The sequence below is a fragment of the Ponticaulis sp. genome (genome assembly GCF_029210165.1).
In the GTDB taxonomy this organism is placed as follows: Bacteria; Pseudomonadota; Alphaproteobacteria; order Caulobacterales; family Hyphomonadaceae; genus Ponticaulis.
This window is the reverse complement of sequence record NZ_JARGNT010000001.1, coordinates 77086-92428: the sequence shown is the minus strand read 5'-3', so window position 1 is coordinate 92428 and position 15343 is coordinate 77086. Positions and strand designations below refer to the sequence as shown.

Annotated in this window: 16 protein-coding genes and 1 tRNA gene; 11 read left to right on the top strand and 6 right to left on the bottom strand. The window is 55.8% G+C overall.

Features of this window, described 5'->3' with window-relative positions; genetic code table 11:
* The first annotated feature begins 66 nt into the window (after positions 1-66).
* The 3 genes from P1U45_RS00495 to P1U45_RS00490 all read left to right on the top strand — a co-directional run bounded on the left by P1U45_RS00495 (position 67) and on the right by P1U45_RS00490 (position 1860).
* On the top strand, positions 67-276 hold the full coding sequence (locus P1U45_RS00495) for an excisionase family DNA-binding protein (RefSeq protein WP_301056982.1): 210 nt from the start codon (positions 67-69) through the stop codon (positions 274-276).
* A 6-nt stretch (positions 277-282) separates the two neighbouring features.
* On the top strand, positions 283-708 hold the full coding sequence (locus P1U45_RS16625) for a helix-turn-helix domain-containing protein (RefSeq protein ID WP_366144958.1): 426 nt from the start codon (positions 283-285) through the stop codon (positions 706-708).
* Between the two features lie 120 nt (positions 709-828).
* Entirely contained in the window at positions 829-1860 is a 1032-nt protein-coding gene (locus P1U45_RS00490; RefSeq protein WP_301056981.1) for a tyrosine-type recombinase/integrase, read from the top strand.
* 100 nt (positions 1861-1960) lie between these two features.
* On the opposite strand, the gene P1U45_RS00485 is transcribed toward P1U45_RS00490, so the two are convergent.
* Both P1U45_RS00485 and P1U45_RS00480 read right to left on the bottom strand, forming a co-directional pair.
* Positions 1961-2037, bottom strand: a tRNA-Arg gene (locus tag P1U45_RS00485).
* 98 nt (positions 2038-2135) lie between these two features.
* Entirely contained in the window at positions 2136-3134 is a 999-nt protein-coding gene (locus tag P1U45_RS00480) for a P1 family peptidase (RefSeq protein ID WP_301056980.1), read from the bottom strand.
* Positions 3135-3199: 65 nt separating this feature from the next.
* On the opposite strand from P1U45_RS00480, the gene ggt reads away from it, so the two are divergent.
* Positions 3200-4978 (top strand): gamma-glutamyltransferase, encoded by a 1779-nt coding sequence (ggt, locus tag P1U45_RS00475; protein WP_301056979.1) that lies wholly within the window; start codon positions 3200-3202, stop codon positions 4976-4978.
* A gap of 3 nt (positions 4979-4981) precedes the next feature.
* Here ggt and P1U45_RS00470 read toward each other — a convergent pair whose 3' ends face one another.
* The 4 genes from P1U45_RS00470 to P1U45_RS00455 are packed head-to-tail and all read right to left on the bottom strand — an operon-like array spanning position 4982 to position 9498.
* On the bottom strand, positions 4982-6430 hold the full coding sequence (locus tag P1U45_RS00470; RefSeq protein ID WP_301056978.1) for a HAMP domain-containing sensor histidine kinase: 1449 nt from the start codon (positions 6428-6430) through the stop codon (positions 4982-4984).
* 30 nt (positions 6431-6460) lie between these two features.
* Positions 6461-7894: an FAD-dependent oxidoreductase gene (locus P1U45_RS00465; protein WP_301056977.1), complete on the bottom strand. Its 1434-nt coding sequence runs from the start codon at positions 7892-7894 to the stop codon at positions 6461-6463.
* An 18-nt stretch (positions 7895-7912) separates the two neighbouring features.
* On the bottom strand, positions 7913-8659 hold the full coding sequence (locus tag P1U45_RS00460; RefSeq protein WP_301056976.1) for a VTT domain-containing protein: 747 nt from the start codon (positions 8657-8659) through the stop codon (positions 7913-7915).
* Between the two features lie 23 nt (positions 8660-8682).
* The gene (locus tag P1U45_RS00455) at positions 8683-9498 is read right to left on the bottom strand and encodes a DUF547 domain-containing protein (protein ID WP_301056975.1); all 816 of its coding nucleotides are present in this window, start codon (positions 9496-9498) and stop codon (positions 8683-8685) included.
* Positions 9499-9708: 210 nt separating this feature from the next.
* Here P1U45_RS00455 and rpmH point away from each other — a divergent pair, with 210 nt between their 5' ends.
* From rpmH to P1U45_RS00420, 7 genes are read left to right on the top strand one after another with little or no spacing between them, the layout of a single operon-like run.
* The gene (gene rpmH, locus P1U45_RS00450; protein ID WP_081648850.1) at positions 9709-9846 is read left to right on the top strand and encodes a 50S ribosomal protein L34; all 138 of its coding nucleotides are present in this window, start codon (positions 9709-9711) and stop codon (positions 9844-9846) included.
* Positions 9847-9854: 8 nt separating this feature from the next.
* The gene (rnpA, locus tag P1U45_RS00445; RefSeq protein ID WP_301056974.1) at positions 9855-10202 is read left to right on the top strand and encodes a ribonuclease P protein component; all 348 of its coding nucleotides are present in this window, start codon (positions 9855-9857) and stop codon (positions 10200-10202) included.
* Between the two features lie 45 nt (positions 10203-10247).
* On the top strand, positions 10248-12059 hold the full coding sequence (yidC, locus tag P1U45_RS00440) for a membrane protein insertase YidC (RefSeq protein ID WP_301056973.1): 1812 nt from the start codon (positions 10248-10250) through the stop codon (positions 12057-12059).
* Positions 12056-12691 (top strand): ribosome biogenesis GTP-binding protein YihA/YsxC, encoded by a 636-nt coding sequence (yihA, locus tag P1U45_RS00435; protein ID WP_293607213.1) that lies wholly within the window; start codon positions 12056-12058, stop codon positions 12689-12691. The genes yidC and yihA overlap by 4 nt, the downstream gene beginning before the upstream one ends.
* A 15-nt stretch (positions 12692-12706) precedes the next feature.
* Entirely contained in the window at positions 12707-13615 is a 909-nt protein-coding gene (gene argB / locus P1U45_RS00430; protein WP_022695917.1) for an acetylglutamate kinase, read from the top strand.
* The gene (locus P1U45_RS00425) at positions 13575-14627 is read left to right on the top strand and encodes a DUF1036 domain-containing protein (protein WP_301056972.1); all 1053 of its coding nucleotides are present in this window, start codon (positions 13575-13577) and stop codon (positions 14625-14627) included. The genes argB and P1U45_RS00425 overlap by 41 nt, the downstream gene beginning before the upstream one ends.
* The gene (locus P1U45_RS00420; RefSeq protein ID WP_301056971.1) at positions 14624-15328 is read left to right on the top strand and encodes a pyrimidine 5'-nucleotidase; all 705 of its coding nucleotides are present in this window, start codon (positions 14624-14626) and stop codon (positions 15326-15328) included. The genes P1U45_RS00425 and P1U45_RS00420 overlap by 4 nt, the downstream gene beginning before the upstream one ends.
* Positions 15329-15343: the final 15 nt, after the last annotated feature.

Sequence of the window (15343 nt, the reverse complement as noted above, 5' to 3'; positions counted from 1 at the left end):
CTGTCTGTTTTGATCCACCATGTGTCTGTCAAAGTTCATTCATTCTCAAACGAAGGAATATGAACGATGATACATTCACCGAAAACGATGCAACCCACACCACCTATCGCCGTTTCTCCTGACGAAGCCGCACGGCTAGCGGGTATTGGCCGAACCAGTCTTTATGCTGCGCTGGCAAAAGGTGAATTAAAAAGCATAAAGATTGGTACCCGTCGCCTTATTAAGATCGAAGAAATCCATATTTGGCTTGCCGCCCACCAAGTGGATGTGGAGTGAATTGCTGTGCCAAAGCAAGCCCGCCTAAGCGGCATCAAGTCTTACTACTGCTATACTATTCAGGAGGCAGCGGAACTTGTCGGTGTTTGTCCCCGTACGATCCGAAACTGGACCCACGATGGATTGCATGTTTTGGACATGTCACATCCACCATTAATACGCGGGGATGATTTGCGTGAATACATCAAGGCCCAGCGCTTAAGTCGGAAAGTTAACACGGCACTTTGCGAGTTTTATTGTTTGCGATGTCGCAATCCTCGTATCCCTGCCGGAGCGATGGCCGATTGTAAAATCAAAGACGACAAAGCGATGCTAACCGCCATTTGCAACGTATGCGAAGCTCTCATGTGTAAGCCTGTCTCATTGATGCGTCTGCCTGAAGTTCACGCCAAACTGGACCTCACAATAAAGCGGGATGAGTCGACATTATAATGGTGGACACAATCCCCCCTGTATTTCCGTTTCAGCACCTTTGACGTCTGTCCCTTAAGACCGGCCAGTTCTTGGCAATGAGAAACCGCCTCTAAAACACCGAAACGATGGGAAATGACCATGACAAAACGACCAAACGAAAAAAACGAACGTCTCAAACGCCGCTTTCTGGAATACCGCAAATTTGCCCGCCAACTTTCTGAAAAAACATTGGATCGCGAAATTGCAGCGCTTGAACGTTTCGACGTCTGGAATGGGCGCAAAGACTTTGCACAATTTCACATTTCACAAGCGATGGGGTTCCGTACTTATTTGGAGCAATGCAAGACAAAAACTGGCAAACCTCTGGGCAAAGCGACAATGCGATCCGTTTTGGCAACATTGCGGGAGTTTATTTTGTGGCTTTCTCAACAAGATGGGTTTCGTAGTCGGATTAAAGCGGCGGATGCTGACTATTTTAACTTGTCCCGACGCGATGAAGCAGAAGCCCGTGCGGCCCCGCCACGCCCTGCACCAAGCATAAATCAAGCGAAACGCGCCTTGGGGCTAATGCCAAGCGCTACGCCGCAGCAAAAGCGCGACAAAGCCGTCTTTGCTCTTCTTTGCCTTACGGGCATTCGTGTGGCCGCTTTAGTTTCGCTCAAGATCAAACACGTTGATTTGCAAGAGCAGTCTGTAACCCAAAACCCTCGCGAAGTTTCGACGAAGTTCGGCAAGACGATTGATACGTTTTTTACCAAAGGTTTTGAGGACGCTGAAATTGCCCTTGCCGATTGGATCTCCTATTGCGACGAGGTTGCCCTATACGGTCCTGATGATCCTTTGTTCCCTGCAACCGCGATAGCGGCGCGTTCCAACGAAGGCTTTGAGGCATGTGGGTTTACAGGTAGTCACTGGAAAACGACGGAACCAGTCCGCACGATAGTACGCATTGCTTTTGAGGCGGCAGGTATTCAAAATTACGGCCCCCACGCGTTTCGCCACATGCTTGCGCGACATGCCGCCAAACATTGCACGTCAGTTGCCGAACTCGTGGCCGCGTCCCAAAACCTTGGCCACACCGATGTTTTGACGACATTGCGAAGCTATGGCCAAATCAGTCGCGATGAACAGCGTAAGCTCATTACCGGACACACTTCTGACTTGGACTGAGCATTTAGTCCACCGAGCAGTAAGTGTGGGAACAAATGTGGGAGCGAGAAATAATTTCTCCACAATTTCCTATTAAAATCAATGTTTTGCAGAGGGGGAGTGGCGGACTGGGGAGGATTCGAACCCCCGACCCCTTGGTTCGTAGCCAAGTACTCTATCCAACTGAGCTACCAGTCCGCGCCGAGAAGAACGCGTGAATACAGAAAGCAGGCCAGCATGGCAAGCGTCTGAAGCGGAAAAAATTCAGTTTTTCTGACTTTCTTTTCGAAGCCCTGTTAAGCCCCGCCAGAAGGCGCTGCATTTGCTGCATGAACGCCGCGTGCAATTGCCCGTGCCAGTGTGCTTGCGGCCAGTTCGCCAAGGCGGGCAATCATCATCGGGCGCGGCTCTGAAATCTCTTTCTCGCCAGTGGAGAGCGCGAAGACGACATCGCCGTCGAACGGTGCAAATACAGGACGGATCGCGCGCGCCATGCCGGCGACAGCCATATCGGCGACGCGCTGGGTTTCGCTGGGGGTGAGGGCGGCATCAGTTGCAATTGTAGCGATTGTGGTGTTGGTGCGCGGCGATGGGTTGGCTTTGGCAGCGCCCCAGTCTTCTGCGTCGAAATCGAAGGTCTGCGGCATGCCCATGCCGCCGAACTCACCTTCGATCTCATAAGGCGCGGCCCAGTAGGACTCCGAGTTCGGGACTTTGACCGAACCGAATGAATTCACCGCAACAATGGCGCCCACTGTGTAGCCGTCATTGGTGACGATGCTGGCCGAACCGAGGCCGCCTTCCATCGCGCCTGCGCGTGCGCCCAGCCCTGCGCCGTGATTGCCGAGGTCGAATGTTTTTGAGAGCGCGTCGAACGCTTTCTGGCCGAGCGTGCGGTAGGGCGGCTTCGTGCCCCAGTCTTTGTCGCCCCCATTGGCAAGGTCATAGAGAATAGCAGACGGAACAATCGGGCTTTTCGGAACGCCCGGCAGCTCCATCAGGGCGAATCCTTTGCCGGATGCGCCGATCTCCGCGATCACGCCGTCAGCTGCGGCCAGACCATAAACAGAGCCGCCTGACAGGACGATGGCATCAACATCATCGACAAGCGTTCCGAGTTGAAGCGCGTCGGTTTCGCGGGTGCCTGGGCCACCGCCAGCAATGTGAACGGCGCAGATGGCGCGCTTTTGTGGCCTGATCACAGTGACGCCTGTGCGGACGCCTTCATCTTCAGCATTGCCGACCATGAGACCGGCAATATCGGTGATCAGATTAAGTTGTCCACGTTTTGCCATGACCTGCCTTTCTCTCTTTTATTCAGGGTGTATGGTGCATTCAAACTGTCGCCAAGGAACTTTTCATGTTGCGCACCGCTCTCTCATCCATTTCTGCTCTTGCTCTGCTCGCTGCTTGTTCACCAGAGACTGCTGAAACGTCAGAAGCTGCACCGCCCGCGCCGGAAGCGGCTATAGAGGCGTCGTCCACCGACTGGGCGTATGGCGGCATGGTTGCCGCGGCTGACCCGCGTGCCGTAGCGGCTGGTGTTCGCGTGCTTGAGGCTGGCGGTACAGCGGTCGATGCAGCCATTGCCGTTCACTCCGTTCTGGGTCTTGTTGAGCCACAAAGTTCCGGTCTCGGCGGTGGTGCTTTCATGATGGTCTACGAGCATGAAAGTGACACCATCACCATGCTGGACGGGCGTGAGCGTGCGCCGTCTGGCATTACCGAAGACTGGTTCAAGGATGAGGAAGGCAATGTCCGCGACTTCATCACATCGTGGCAGTCTGGTTTGTCTATCGGTGTGCCGGGGCAGGTTGCTCTGTACGAAGAGGCGCATGAGCGTTTCGGTCAGGCTGAATGGAGCTCACTCTTCGAAGAGGCGATTACGCTGGCCCAAGACGGCTTTGAAGTTTCACCGCGTCTGAATGGCTCGCTGTCGAGCGAGCGTTTCCGGAGTTTCTCGCTTCTGGACGACAATCCTGACACGGCCGCATATTTCTATCCGGAAGGTGAGCCGCTTGCGGCGGGTGAGCTGCGTCTTAACCCTGACTATGCAGAAACACTTCGCGCTGTTTCCGAAGAGGGTGCGAGCGCGTTTTACACCGGTCCGATCGCTGAATCGATTATTGCCGCGGCAACAGCAGAGCCGCTGGGCAGTGTGATGACACTCGAAGATCTGGCCAATTATGAAGTGACTACGCGTGAGGCGGTGTGCGGCGAAGCACTCGGCTTCACAATCTGCTCGGCGCCTCCGCCGTCTTCCGGCGGCGTAACGCAGAACGCTATTCTTGGCCTGTATGAGCGGTTCACAGAGGGCCTGCCAAACGGCTATTCCGATGAGCATGTCCGCGCTTACGTCGATGCGCAGCGTCTCTCATACGCTGACCGTGACCATTATGTTGCGGATGCAGATTTCGTGACCGTGCCGACGGCGGATCTGATTGATCCTGCCTATCTCGATCACCGTGCAACCGAGCGGTTTGCGCCGGATGGTCACGCCACTCCGGGCGATCCGGGCGCAGTTCTGCGTGGTGAGCCTATGATCGACATGTGGGGCCATGACGGCACACAGCACGAGCCGGGCACGACGCATGTGTCTGTGGTGGACCGATATGGCAATGCAGTTTCCATGACCGCGACCGTCGAAGCCGGTTTCGGGTCTTCGCGCTGGGCGTCAGGCTTTGTTCTGAACAATGAACTGACCGACTTCTCCCGTGATCCGGAATATAATGGTCAACCTGTAGCGAACGCGCCTGCAGGCAATAAGCGCCCGCGGTCTTCCATGTCTCCAACACTCGTCTTCGACGGTGAGGGTGACCTCTTCATGGTGACTGGTTCGCCGGGCGGTAACTCCATCGTGGCTTACGTTTCTAAAACGCTCGTGGGCGTTCTCGACTGGGGCATGAGTGCGCAGGACGCGGTGAACTATCCGAATGTGATTGCGCGTGGTGACACAGTCGGTGTCGAGATTACATACGAGCCGGGCACACAGCTCAGCGCAATGCTGCGCGAAGCCGGCTATAGCGTTCAGGACCGTGAGGGCGAGAACTCCGGTCTGCACGTGATTGTCGTGCGCGAAGATGGTCTGGAAGGCGCGGCTGACCCGCGTCGTGAAGGTGTGGCTGTCGCGGTAGAGTAATCTCTACCGCTTAAGCACCAGTTCAAATGTTGTGCCGTCCGGGCCTGTGCTGATCAGGTCCAGTCGGGCGTTCATGCCATCTGCCAGTTCGCGCGCAATCGCCAGGCCAAGCCCTGAACGGCCTTCGCGGCGCGTGCCCGAGAATGGCTTGAACAGGCTTTCGCGCATGCGCTCGGGAATGCCGGGCCCGTTATCGACAATATTCAGATTGATCGAGTTATCGGTGACGGTTGCGCGCACACTCACGCGGCCTTCACCGGCTGTTTCATAATGGGTTGAAAGCGCCTGTGCGGCGTTACGCACCAGATTTACGATGATGCGGTGCAGATGGTCCGGATCAATTGAGGCTGTCAGCCTGCCATCGACATCCTGTTCGAAGCCGGTGCCCGGGCAAACCGCTAGCCCTTCACTTGCTGCCTCACGGACGATTTCCGCCAGCGCGTGAATGCCGAGGTGCGGGGCAGGTGTTTCGGCGCGACCAAAGGCGAGCGTGTCCTCTGCAAGCTTGCTGGCGCGCTCAATGGCGCGTTCAAGGCGCGGCGCGGCTCGCTGGACACGTGGGTCGTCGCTCATTGAGAGGCCGTCAGAGACGATTTGTGCGGCTGCGAGAGAGTTGCGCAGGTCATGATTGATCTTGGCCATGGCTTCGCCCAGCTGGGCAAGGCGTTCACGTTCGCGCAGGGCATTCTTTACCGTGGTTTCCATATCGGCGAGCGCACTTTGCGTACGTCCGATTTCATCTGTCCGGTCTGTCGCTTCAATAGAATGCTGCATGTCGCGTGGCGCGTCGCGGATATGTTCGATAGCGCGTGTAATATTGCGCATCGGGCGCACGACCAAAAACACCAGTGTCAGGTAGATAAAGAAGCCGACAAAGGCAGAGATGAAGAATGACAGCAGAATGATACTGCGGCTGTATTCGCGAAGCTCTGTCTGCAGTGGTGCGGCTTCCACGACCACTTCGACAAAGTCGCCTTCGAATTCAGGTTCGGCGACGATGCGATAATAGCTCGCTTCGGGGGTAATCAGCGTGCCCATTGTTTCTGCAAAGCGCTGTAGGAAGCTTTCGGTGCGCACGTCTATAATCTTGAACTCGCCGCGCATTTCCATGGCTGGCGTGAGAATGGCTTCGCGTGCTGTGGGAGACCCAGTTGCCACGGCCACAATACGGGCGCGTTCCAGAAGATCACGCGAGAGCTGGTCTGACACGCGTCGTTCCGGCGCGGCTTCCAGAGCCATCACCGCCGTCTGGGCCATGCCAACGCGTTCGTTGATCCAGTCATCGCGGAATTTTGCCGCCGAAGGCAAAAAGATAAGCATTTCGGCGACGAGGATGAAAATGATGGTTAAGGCAAAAAGCTGGGATGACAGTCCGAGGCCCCAACGCCGGACTGGCTTATTAAGGGTCTGCCCCTCCGCATTCCCACTTTGCGTGCCCATATCGAATGGCATGTAAGTTGCCCCCCGGCAGTACACAAGTCATCACGGAATTCGTTGCGTGATCCCGACCAGTGTTTTCGCCATAGATCCGAAGACTTTTGGCTGGAAATAAACGCTTGCTGACCGTTTCACGACTTCTGCGCGTGTCGGATAAGGCGAGATATATTTTGTCAGATCGCGCATCTTCAACTTGTTCGCCATGGCGAGTGACAGGATTTGGAGAATGTCACCTGCGCCCGAGCCCAGAATGGATGCGCCGAGAATCTTATCACCCTTGCCAACGAAGAGACGGATGCCGCCTTCGGTGTCACGTTCGGCAATCGCCCGGTCGTTTTCGTGGAATGGGAATTCGATTACCTGAACATTATCGCCATCACGTTCGCGGGCTTCTGCCTCTGACAGTCCGATCTGTGCGAGCTCCGGCTCGATATAAGTGACAGCCGGGATCTGCTCGCTCACGGCTTTGGCGGGCAGTTTCATCAGCGCGGCCTGAACGAAAATGCTCGCATGCCAGCCGGCAAGGTGGGTGAACTGGCCACGTCCGGCGATATCGCCAACGGCCCAAACCTTAGAATTGGATACAGAACGCAGGTTCGGCTTGGTCGTAATGCCCGCGCGTGTGTGCTCTACGCCGCCCGCCTCAAGGTTCAGACCATCCAGCGCAGAAACGCGTCCAACGGCGACCAGCAGGTGTGAGCCGCTAATGGTTTTCTTCTCGCCGTCATGTTCGACTTTGACCGAAATATCGCCTGGCTGACCAAAGACTTCGACGGCCTTGTGACCTTCCAGAATTGAGACGCCTTCAGCCTGAAGCGCTTCGATGGCTTTAGCCGCATGAACGGGATCTGCATTGCCGAGCGCTTTGGCCATCTCGATCACGGTCACTTCCGCGCCAAGACGACGGAAGGCCTGCGCCATTTCAACACCGATCGGGCCGCCGCCCAAGATCACCAGATGGCTCGGGAATTCGGGCAGGCTGAACAGGGTTTCATTTGTCACGTAAGGCAGCGTGTTCATGCCCGTGATCGGCGGCACGAAGGCATGTGAGCCGGCAGCGATAACGATACGGCGCGCTTTGACTTCGGTTGTTTCGGACACGATGGTGTTTTCGTCTTTGAAGCTCGCGTATTCGCGGATGACATTGACGCCGAGACCTTCAAACCGTTCCTGACTGTCGACCGGAGCAATTTGCTCAATCACGCCATTCACATGAGCTTTGACAGCGTCCCAGTCGATTTGCGGTTCTGCGGGCGCAATACCGAATTTGGCGGCATTACGCATCGTCTTGGCTGTTTTGGCCGCCGCCAGAAGCGCTTTGGACGGAACACAGCCCGTATTGAGGCAGTCGCCACCCATTTCGCCTTTTTCAAAAAGAACGACTTTCAGGCCAAGCTGGGCTGCACCGGAGGCAACCGAGAGGCCGCCTGATCCGGCGCCAATGACGACGAGGTCTGCTTTGATTTTCGTTTTGGACATTTGTTTTTCTCGGTCGTCTTAGTTTTCTGCAGGTGCTGCCGGAACTTTGCGGAAGCGTTTCAGGATGACAGGGATGAGACTCACCACGGCGAGTGCCGCCATTGGTGGGGCAACCTGCCAGAAAAACCCGCCAAGGTTCAGGTCTTCACCGCGGTCGAATACGCCGCCAAGTCCGGCACCGACCCATGTGTAAGCGATCACGCCAGGCATGATCCCGAAGAAGGTTGAGAGGATAAAGTCGCGCGCTTTAGCGCCGAGCAAGGCAGGGGCGATATTCGCCACCGGGAAAGGTACCATCGGCATAAAGCGTAGGAAGAACATGTAGCTGAGCGCATCTTCGCGGAAGCCTGCCTCCAGCTTTTTCAGGAAGGGGCCAGCGCGCTGGCGAAGCGGTTCGCCAATCGATGTGCGGGCAACGCTGAAAAGTGCTGTCGCACCAAGCGTTGCGCCTAGTACCGTGGCTGCGGAACCGCCAATCAGCCCAAACAGGAAGCCGCCTGCAATCGTAATCCAGAGCGCGCCCGGTAGCATGAAGAGCGTCGCAAGCGCGTAGACAGCGATATAGGCTGCAAAAGCGAGCACGAAATTCTCGGTCACGAACTCGTTGAGCGCGGCGCGTTGGGTCTCCAGCGTTTCAAGCGAGAGGTATTTGTGCAGGCCGGCCATGTAAGCCGCGACGAGCCCGACAATCACGATGGCGACTGGCAGAAGGCGTAACGCCCAATTGGTTTTCTTTGCCTGTGTCGGCGTCTCTGTGTGCGTCATTATTTTACGTCTCGTTTCGGCCGTTATGAGGCAATGTCATTGAGGGACCAGTCATACTCGTGACCGGCAATATCGGGGCGGGCATTGATGCGTTCAGCCAGGTCATCGTCTGCGAATTGCAGGAGATGCGCAATCACGCCGTCTTCAGAGCCGCCAAAGTCTTCGCGGAACCAGCGATAAATGCTGGAAACTTCGAGGCGACCGTCCCGGCGAAAGCTCACGCCGCGCGGATGATTGATGTAGTCACGCGCCGCTGCGTCCAGGTCTTCGTCCAGTGTTCCCGCCGTCCAGGCTTGTGTTTGCAGGTTCGGGCAGCCGATTGAGGCGCAGTTCACTGCATAGTGGACGCGCGGATCATCAAAGCGAACACGCATAATGTCATGCTCTATATTATCGAGCGACAGCGTTTCGCCCTCTACTGCGATCATGTCCTGTTTCCAGGGGCCTCGGCTGAACAGGCCGGAGGAAATATCACGAATCGAATCGACCGGATAATTCTCGATCACAACCTGCACCGTGAGCGCGTTATAAAGATTGGCCCAGGCTGCGAATTGAACGTCGTCAGGCAGGGCCGAGATCGGTTGTGCGGCGAGGGTTTCAATATAAGCGTTCAAGCTGGCGCGCGCTGAGGCGTCGTCTTTAAGGCGTGCATAGTCAACGCGGTTCACGCCATCATCTGACTCCACAACGAAATCAGAGAGGATCGCGGTCCATGCGGAATGGTCCTGCGCACTCATTGTCTCTGTCTGCGCAGATTGCGCTTGTGCAGGCAGCGTCGCAGTTGTTCCTGCAAGCATCAGCGCAATAAAGGCATTTCTTATAACGGGTGAGGATGTCACGCCGGTTCTCCATAAAATTGAGACATTTATATATGTGTGAGGTCTAGCCATGTCGCCTCACGTTGAGTATCAGCGCTTCAAACGCACGTGAGGTCCAGTCACGGAAGATGTTATCTCTGTTTCAGGGGATATTTTTCTGTCGATTGTGCTTGACGATGCCAGCTAAAGCCCGTATCAGCGCGGGCTTTCTAACACAAAGGGGCGTGAGCCGTGAAACGCACATTCCAGCCAAGCCGACTGAAGCGTGCCCGTACCCACGGGTTCCGCAGCCGCATGTCAACCAAGAACGGTCGTAAAGTTCTTGCAAACCGCCGTGCCAAGGGCCGTAAGCGTCTGGGCGTATCTTAATTGATACGATGCAGATTCGCCGTCTGAAAATCCGCAAGGAGTTTCTGAAGGCGGCGAAAGGGCACGCAGCCCGGCGCCATCTCGTAGTGGTGCAGGGTATTGATCGTCGCGACGGTCATCAGCATGTCGGTGAAGGCTTTACCACGACGAAAAAGATTGGCGGCGCTGTTGTCCGAAACCGGGCTCGGCGCCGTTTGCGTGTTGCGGCACGCGAACTGCTGCCAAAATACGCAAAGCCCGGATACGACTATGTGTTCATTGCGCGTGCAGGCACAGCTGCGGCACCATGGGAACGTTTGCTTGACGATGTGGAAACAGCGTTGATAAGGCTCCACCGGGATAAATCCGCACAATAGTAGATTAGATGGGCGAAAGCGCTCAGAGGAACAGGGCAGCAGCACATGCAACAGGAAACCAGTCTGCGCAATCTGATCATTGCGATGGTGGCAATCGGCGCGATCATGTTGTTCTGGCAGATTTTCTTCTGGGGTCCTGAACAGGAAGCCCGTGATGAAATGCTCGCAGCGCGTCAGGCTGCTAACGAGCAGGTCGAGGCTGCTAACACGACGGCGACTGAAGGCGCCGCCGACGCACTGCCTGCGGAACCTGTCTACGAAGATGTCCGCATTCCTTTCTCCGGCCCTGCTATGGACGGCTCCATTCTTCTGCGTGGTGCGCGTGTAGATACGCTGAACCTGCGTAACTATTACGAGACGTTGGAAGACCGCGAAGCTGAAAACGCTGAAGGTGAAGTCACTATCTTCCAGCCTCAGGGCACGGGCGACGGTTATTACGCGTCTCTTGGTTGGACAAACTCAGAAGGCGCCGCGATCACGGACGCGCAAACGCCATGGCAAATGGTTGAAGGCGATGAGCTGACACCGGAAACGCCAATTGTCATCGGCTATGATGCAGATGGCCTGTCTATCCGTCGTGAAGTGTCTATCGATGAGAACTTCATGTTCACATTCACAGACACCGTCACGAACACTTCGGGCCGTGAACGTTCCGTTCAGCCATATGGTGTCCTTCGCCAGTTCGGTGCGCCGGATGATCTGGCAAACTTCTACATTCTTCACGAAGGCCTTGTCGCCGCGACTGGCGGTGAGCTTCACCTTGAGAAGTACACGAAGCTGGAAGAAGGCGCGAGCTTCGGCCGCGACAGCTCAGAAGGTGGCTGGATTGGCCTGACATCCAAATACTGGCTGGGTGCGCTCATTCCGGATCAGAGCCAGCCATTCAATGTCAGCTATCGCACAATCAACCGCGACTCTGGACAAGTCCTGCAGGCGCGTATGGATGGCGCGGCATCTCTGCTGGCACCGGGTGAAACGATCACATCTGTGAACCGTGTCTTCGGTGGTGCGAAAGAGTCGTCTACGCTGCGCGCCTATGAAGAAGAACTCGGTATCAGCCGTTTCCAGGACGCGATTGACTGGGGCAGCATGTTCTTCTGGCTCACCAAGCCGTTCTTCTTCCTGCTCTCCTGGATCAACAGCATTGTTGGCAATTTCGGCATTTCCATTCTGATCCTGACGGTTCTCGTGAAAGCTGTGTTCTTCCCGATCCAGACCAAAGCGTACCAGTCTATGGCAAAAATGCGCGAGCTCTCCGAGCCGATGAAGCGCATTCGTGAGACGGTTGAAGACAAGCAGGAACAGCAGCGCCAGCTAGCTGAGCTTTATCAGAAGTCCGGTGTGAACCCGCTTGCGGGCTGTCTGCCGATCTTCATTCAGATCCCGGTCTTCTACGGCCTTTATAAAACGCTCTTCGTGACCATCGAAATGCGCCATGAAGACTTCCCGCTGCTTCCATGGATTCAGGATTTGTCCGCGCCGGACCCAACCGCGCTCGGTAATCTGTTCGGTCTGCTGCCGTTCTCCAATGCCGCGCTGGAAAGCGTGCCGCTGATTGGCCCAATGATCCTGACGGTTGGCTTCCTGCCAATCTTCTACGGCATCACAATGTGGGCGCTTCAGTCTCTGAACCCGCCGCCGACAGACAACACTCAGAAGCTGATCTTCGGCATGATGCCAATCATCCTGACATTCGTCTTCTCAAGCTTCGCGGTTGGTCTGGTCATTTATTGGTGCTGGTCGAACATTCTCTCGATCGCACAGCAATACGTGATCATGCGTCGCCACGGTCAGGAAACCCAGGTTGATAAGCTGATCAAACGTCTGTTCAGCAAAAAAGGTGAAGCGAGCGAGTGAGCGACGTCGAATACACGGACGAACAAATTGAACAGGGGCGGCTTTTATTTGCCGCTCCTGTTGATTTCGTTATGGGGGTTACGGACATGCGTAGCCTGCCGCCTGCGGACTATCCTGAAATCTGTTTCGCCGGCCGATCTAATGTGGGCAAGTCCAGCCTGATCAACGCGCTGACAAACCGCAAGAACCTCGCCCGTTCTTCGAACGAGCCGGGCCGTACGCGTGAGCTGAACTATTTCAACCTCAATGAAGAACTGTTCCTCGTTGACCTTCCGGGCTTTGGTTATGCGCGTGCGTCGAAGACGGACATTGCACGCTGGACGAAGCTGACGCTGAAATATCTTCAGGGCCGTCCAACGCTTAAGCGCGTTTTCCTTCTGATCGATTCACGCCGAGGCGTTATGGAATCCGACGAAGAGATCATGTCGCTTCTGGATACAACAGCTGTCGTCTATCAGGTTGTGCTGACCAAGACGGACAAGCTCAAAGCCAAAGAGCGTGAAGGTCTGGTGGAGAAGGTTAAAGCCCGCCTGATCAAGCGTCCTGCCTTTCACCCGATTGTAATGGAAACATCGAGCGAGAAAGGCATCGGCATTGCCGAGCTTCGCGCCGAAATTGCAACACTTCGCTGATCCGAGGATGAGCCAATGACTGATAATGATCCGGGCTATCTGTCTGCCAAAACACTGTCCGAAGCGCTTCCGTTTATCCAGCGCTATCATCGCCAGACTGTTGTCATCAAATTCGGTGGCCATGCCATGGTCGACCCGTCGCTGGCCAAAGGCTTTGCGCGCGATGTGGTCCTACTGAAGCAGCTTGGCCTCAACCCGGTTGTTGTGCATGGCGGCGGCCCGCAAATTGGCGGCATGCTGGACCAGCTCGGCATCAAGTCTGCGTTTGAAGACGGCCAGCGCGTGACGGACGAGAAGACCCTCTCTGTTGTGGAAATGGTGCTTGGTGGATCGATCAACACGCATATCGTCCGGTCTATTAATCTGGCAGGTGGCAAGGGCGTAGGTCTTTCCGGCGCTGACGGTAATCTGCTGCGTGCCAAGAAACTTGAACGGACTGTCCGCGATCCGGATTCTGCGATTGAGCGCGTGGTCGATCTCGGCTTTGTTGGCGAGCCGGACAGCGTCAATCCTGATATCATCAAGACGCTCTCGACAGCCGCTGAAGGCTTCATTCCGGTTATCGCGCCGCTAGGCGTCGGGCCGAACCATGAAAGCTACAATATCAACGCTGACAGCGCTGCCGGTGCTATCGCCAGTGCACTCGGTGCCAAGCGTCTACTTCTGATGACAGACGTGGTTGGCGTACTGGATAAACAGGGTGAACTTATCCGCTCTGTGACCGCGGAAAATGTCAGCGAGCTTATTGCCAATGGCACTGCAAAAGGTGGTATGATTCCAAAGCTTGAGACGGCATCATCAGCCGTTCGCAATGGTGTTGAAGCCGCCGTCATTCTGGATGGCCGCAAACCTCATGCCCTACTGGTGGAGTTGTTCACGGATCATGGTGCAGGCACGCTTATCTCGAATTCTGCCAACGCTTAGTTTCTTTCTGATTTCCGGTTTTCTAGGTGCCGCTGCGGCGAGCGCTCAGGAGCAGGAAGGCTGGTCAATCTGCAACGAGACCAGCATGATTGCAGAGCTCGCGACAGGCCGTCAGGTCAATAATGATGTCGTCATTGAAGGCTGGAACCGCGTGCGCCCGGGCGAGTGCCGCGTCGTGCTGCAGGCGCCATTGCGGGTCAGTACGCCTTATTTCCTCTACGGCCGCACCTCGCGCGCACACCGAGGCGGGCAGCAGTCCTGGACAGGTGACTATGAATTCTGCGTCGACGGGCAGGGTACATTCTCCGTAGAAAGCCCTCCTGACTGTGCAGCAATGGGCCTCGAAACACGTAGCTTTCAGGCGATTACGATTGAAGACCGCACAAGCTGGACCACAACCCTGCGCGAGACGGCGCGCTGGCCTCAGTCGAACGCGCAGGCCGCTGGCATTCAGCGGCTGCTGGGTGATGCGGGTGTCGAGTCTGGTTCCATCGACGGCTATATCGGGCGGCGGACGCGCGCGGCCATCCGAACCTTTCTCTCCGAGCAGAACCTGCCCAGCGACGCGACGGATGAAGAGCTGATTGACTATCTTGAACAGATCGCCATTGAGCGGTCCCGCAATCTTGGTTTCACGATCTGTAACCGCACCGAAGAACGCATCTGGGCAGCGATTGGCCGCCGTCGTGGTGAAGGCTGGGAAAGCCGCGGCTGGTGGGCGCTGGCCTCTGATACATGCGAACGTGTGATTGATCAGGACCTGATTTCTGCCTCCCATTTTGTTTACGCAGAAATGGATACAGATGGGGGCCGGAAAGTTCTCACAGGCGGCCTTGACCGTTTCTGTATCTCACACTCCCAGTTCGCCATTCTGGGCCGTGAAACCTGCGAAGCCAATTTCTACGAAGAAGCCGGTTTCATCGAGACAGATGTTCCCGAAGATGGCCTCTTGATTTACGAGTTCTTCGACCGAGATTTCGAGTACGTAGAAACGGAAGACGAAAACCAGTGAGCGCAGACCTATCGCATGCAAACCAATGGGTGTTTGACCTCGACAACACCCTCTATCCAGCCGAATGCGATCTCTTCGCGCAGATTGATGTGCGTATGACGCGGTTCGTCGCCGACACACTGAAGCTTCCAGATGATGAAGCGCGACGCCTGCAGAAAAAATACTATGCAGAGCACGGCACGACGCTGAACGGAATGATGAGCGTGCATGGCATTGATCCCATGCCGTACCTCGATTTCGTCCACGACATTGATCTGACGCCCATTCCGGAACTGAAAGAGCTGCGCTCTGCCATTCAGGATCTGCCGGGACGCAAGATCGTGTTCACTAACGGTTCGCAGAAACATGCTGACCGCGTCGTGGAGAAGCTTGGCCTCACAGGTGTATTCGACGGTTATTTCGGCATTGAAGACGCCGGGTTCCTGCCAAAGCCGGAGCGCGTTGCGTTCGACCGCATGCATGAGCGTTTCAGCATCACACCCGATGAGGCTGTGATGTTTGAAGATCTGCCGCGCAATCTCAAAACCGCCTATGATATGGGCTACACCACAGTACTGGTTCACTCTGAAAAAGATTGGAGCCATGAGCCTGAAGGCGCCCGTCCTGCAGGGGCGCAGGATGCCGCAGATCACATTCATCATTTGACGGATTGCCTGACAACGTTTCTAAAGGCGGCGAAAACGTCGAAACCTAAAAACTAAACCGAGTTCAGGACC

Bases quoted from the DNA above. Each gene is read 5' to 3' on its own strand.
- argB (WP_022695917.1), top strand. From the start codon at position 12,707: ATGACTGATAATGATCCGGGCTATCTGTCTGCCAAAACACTGTCCGAA.
- P1U45_RS00460 (WP_301056976.1), bottom strand. From the start codon at position 8,659: ATGACGCACACAGAGACGCCGACACAGGCAAAGAAAACCAATTGGGCG.
- yidC (WP_301056973.1), top strand. From the start codon at position 10,248: ATGCAACAGGAAACCAGTCTGCGCAATCTGATCATTGCGATGGTGGCA.
- P1U45_RS00465 (WP_301056977.1), bottom strand. From the start codon at position 7,894: ATGTCCAAAACGAAAATCAAAGCAGACCTCGTCGTCATTGGCGCCGGA.
- P1U45_RS00470 (WP_301056978.1), bottom strand. From the start codon at position 6,430: ATGCCATTCGATATGGGCACGCAAAGTGGGAATGCGGAGGGGCAGACC.
- P1U45_RS00490 (WP_301056981.1), top strand. From the start codon at position 829: ATGACAAAACGACCAAACGAAAAAAACGAACGTCTCAAACGCCGCTTT.
- P1U45_RS00480 (WP_301056980.1), bottom strand. From the start codon at position 3,134: ATGGCAAAACGTGGACAACTTAATCTGATCACCGATATTGCCGGTCTC.
- ggt (WP_301056979.1), top strand. From the start codon at position 3,200: ATGTTGCGCACCGCTCTCTCATCCATTTCTGCTCTTGCTCTGCTCGCT.
- P1U45_RS00495 (WP_301056982.1), top strand. From the start codon at position 67: ATGATACATTCACCGAAAACGATGCAACCCACACCACCTATCGCCGTT.
- rnpA (WP_301056974.1), top strand. From the start codon at position 9,855: ATGCAGATTCGCCGTCTGAAAATCCGCAAGGAGTTTCTGAAGGCGGCG.
- P1U45_RS00425 (WP_301056972.1), top strand. From the start codon at position 13,575: ATGGTGCAGGCACGCTTATCTCGAATTCTGCCAACGCTTAGTTTCTTT.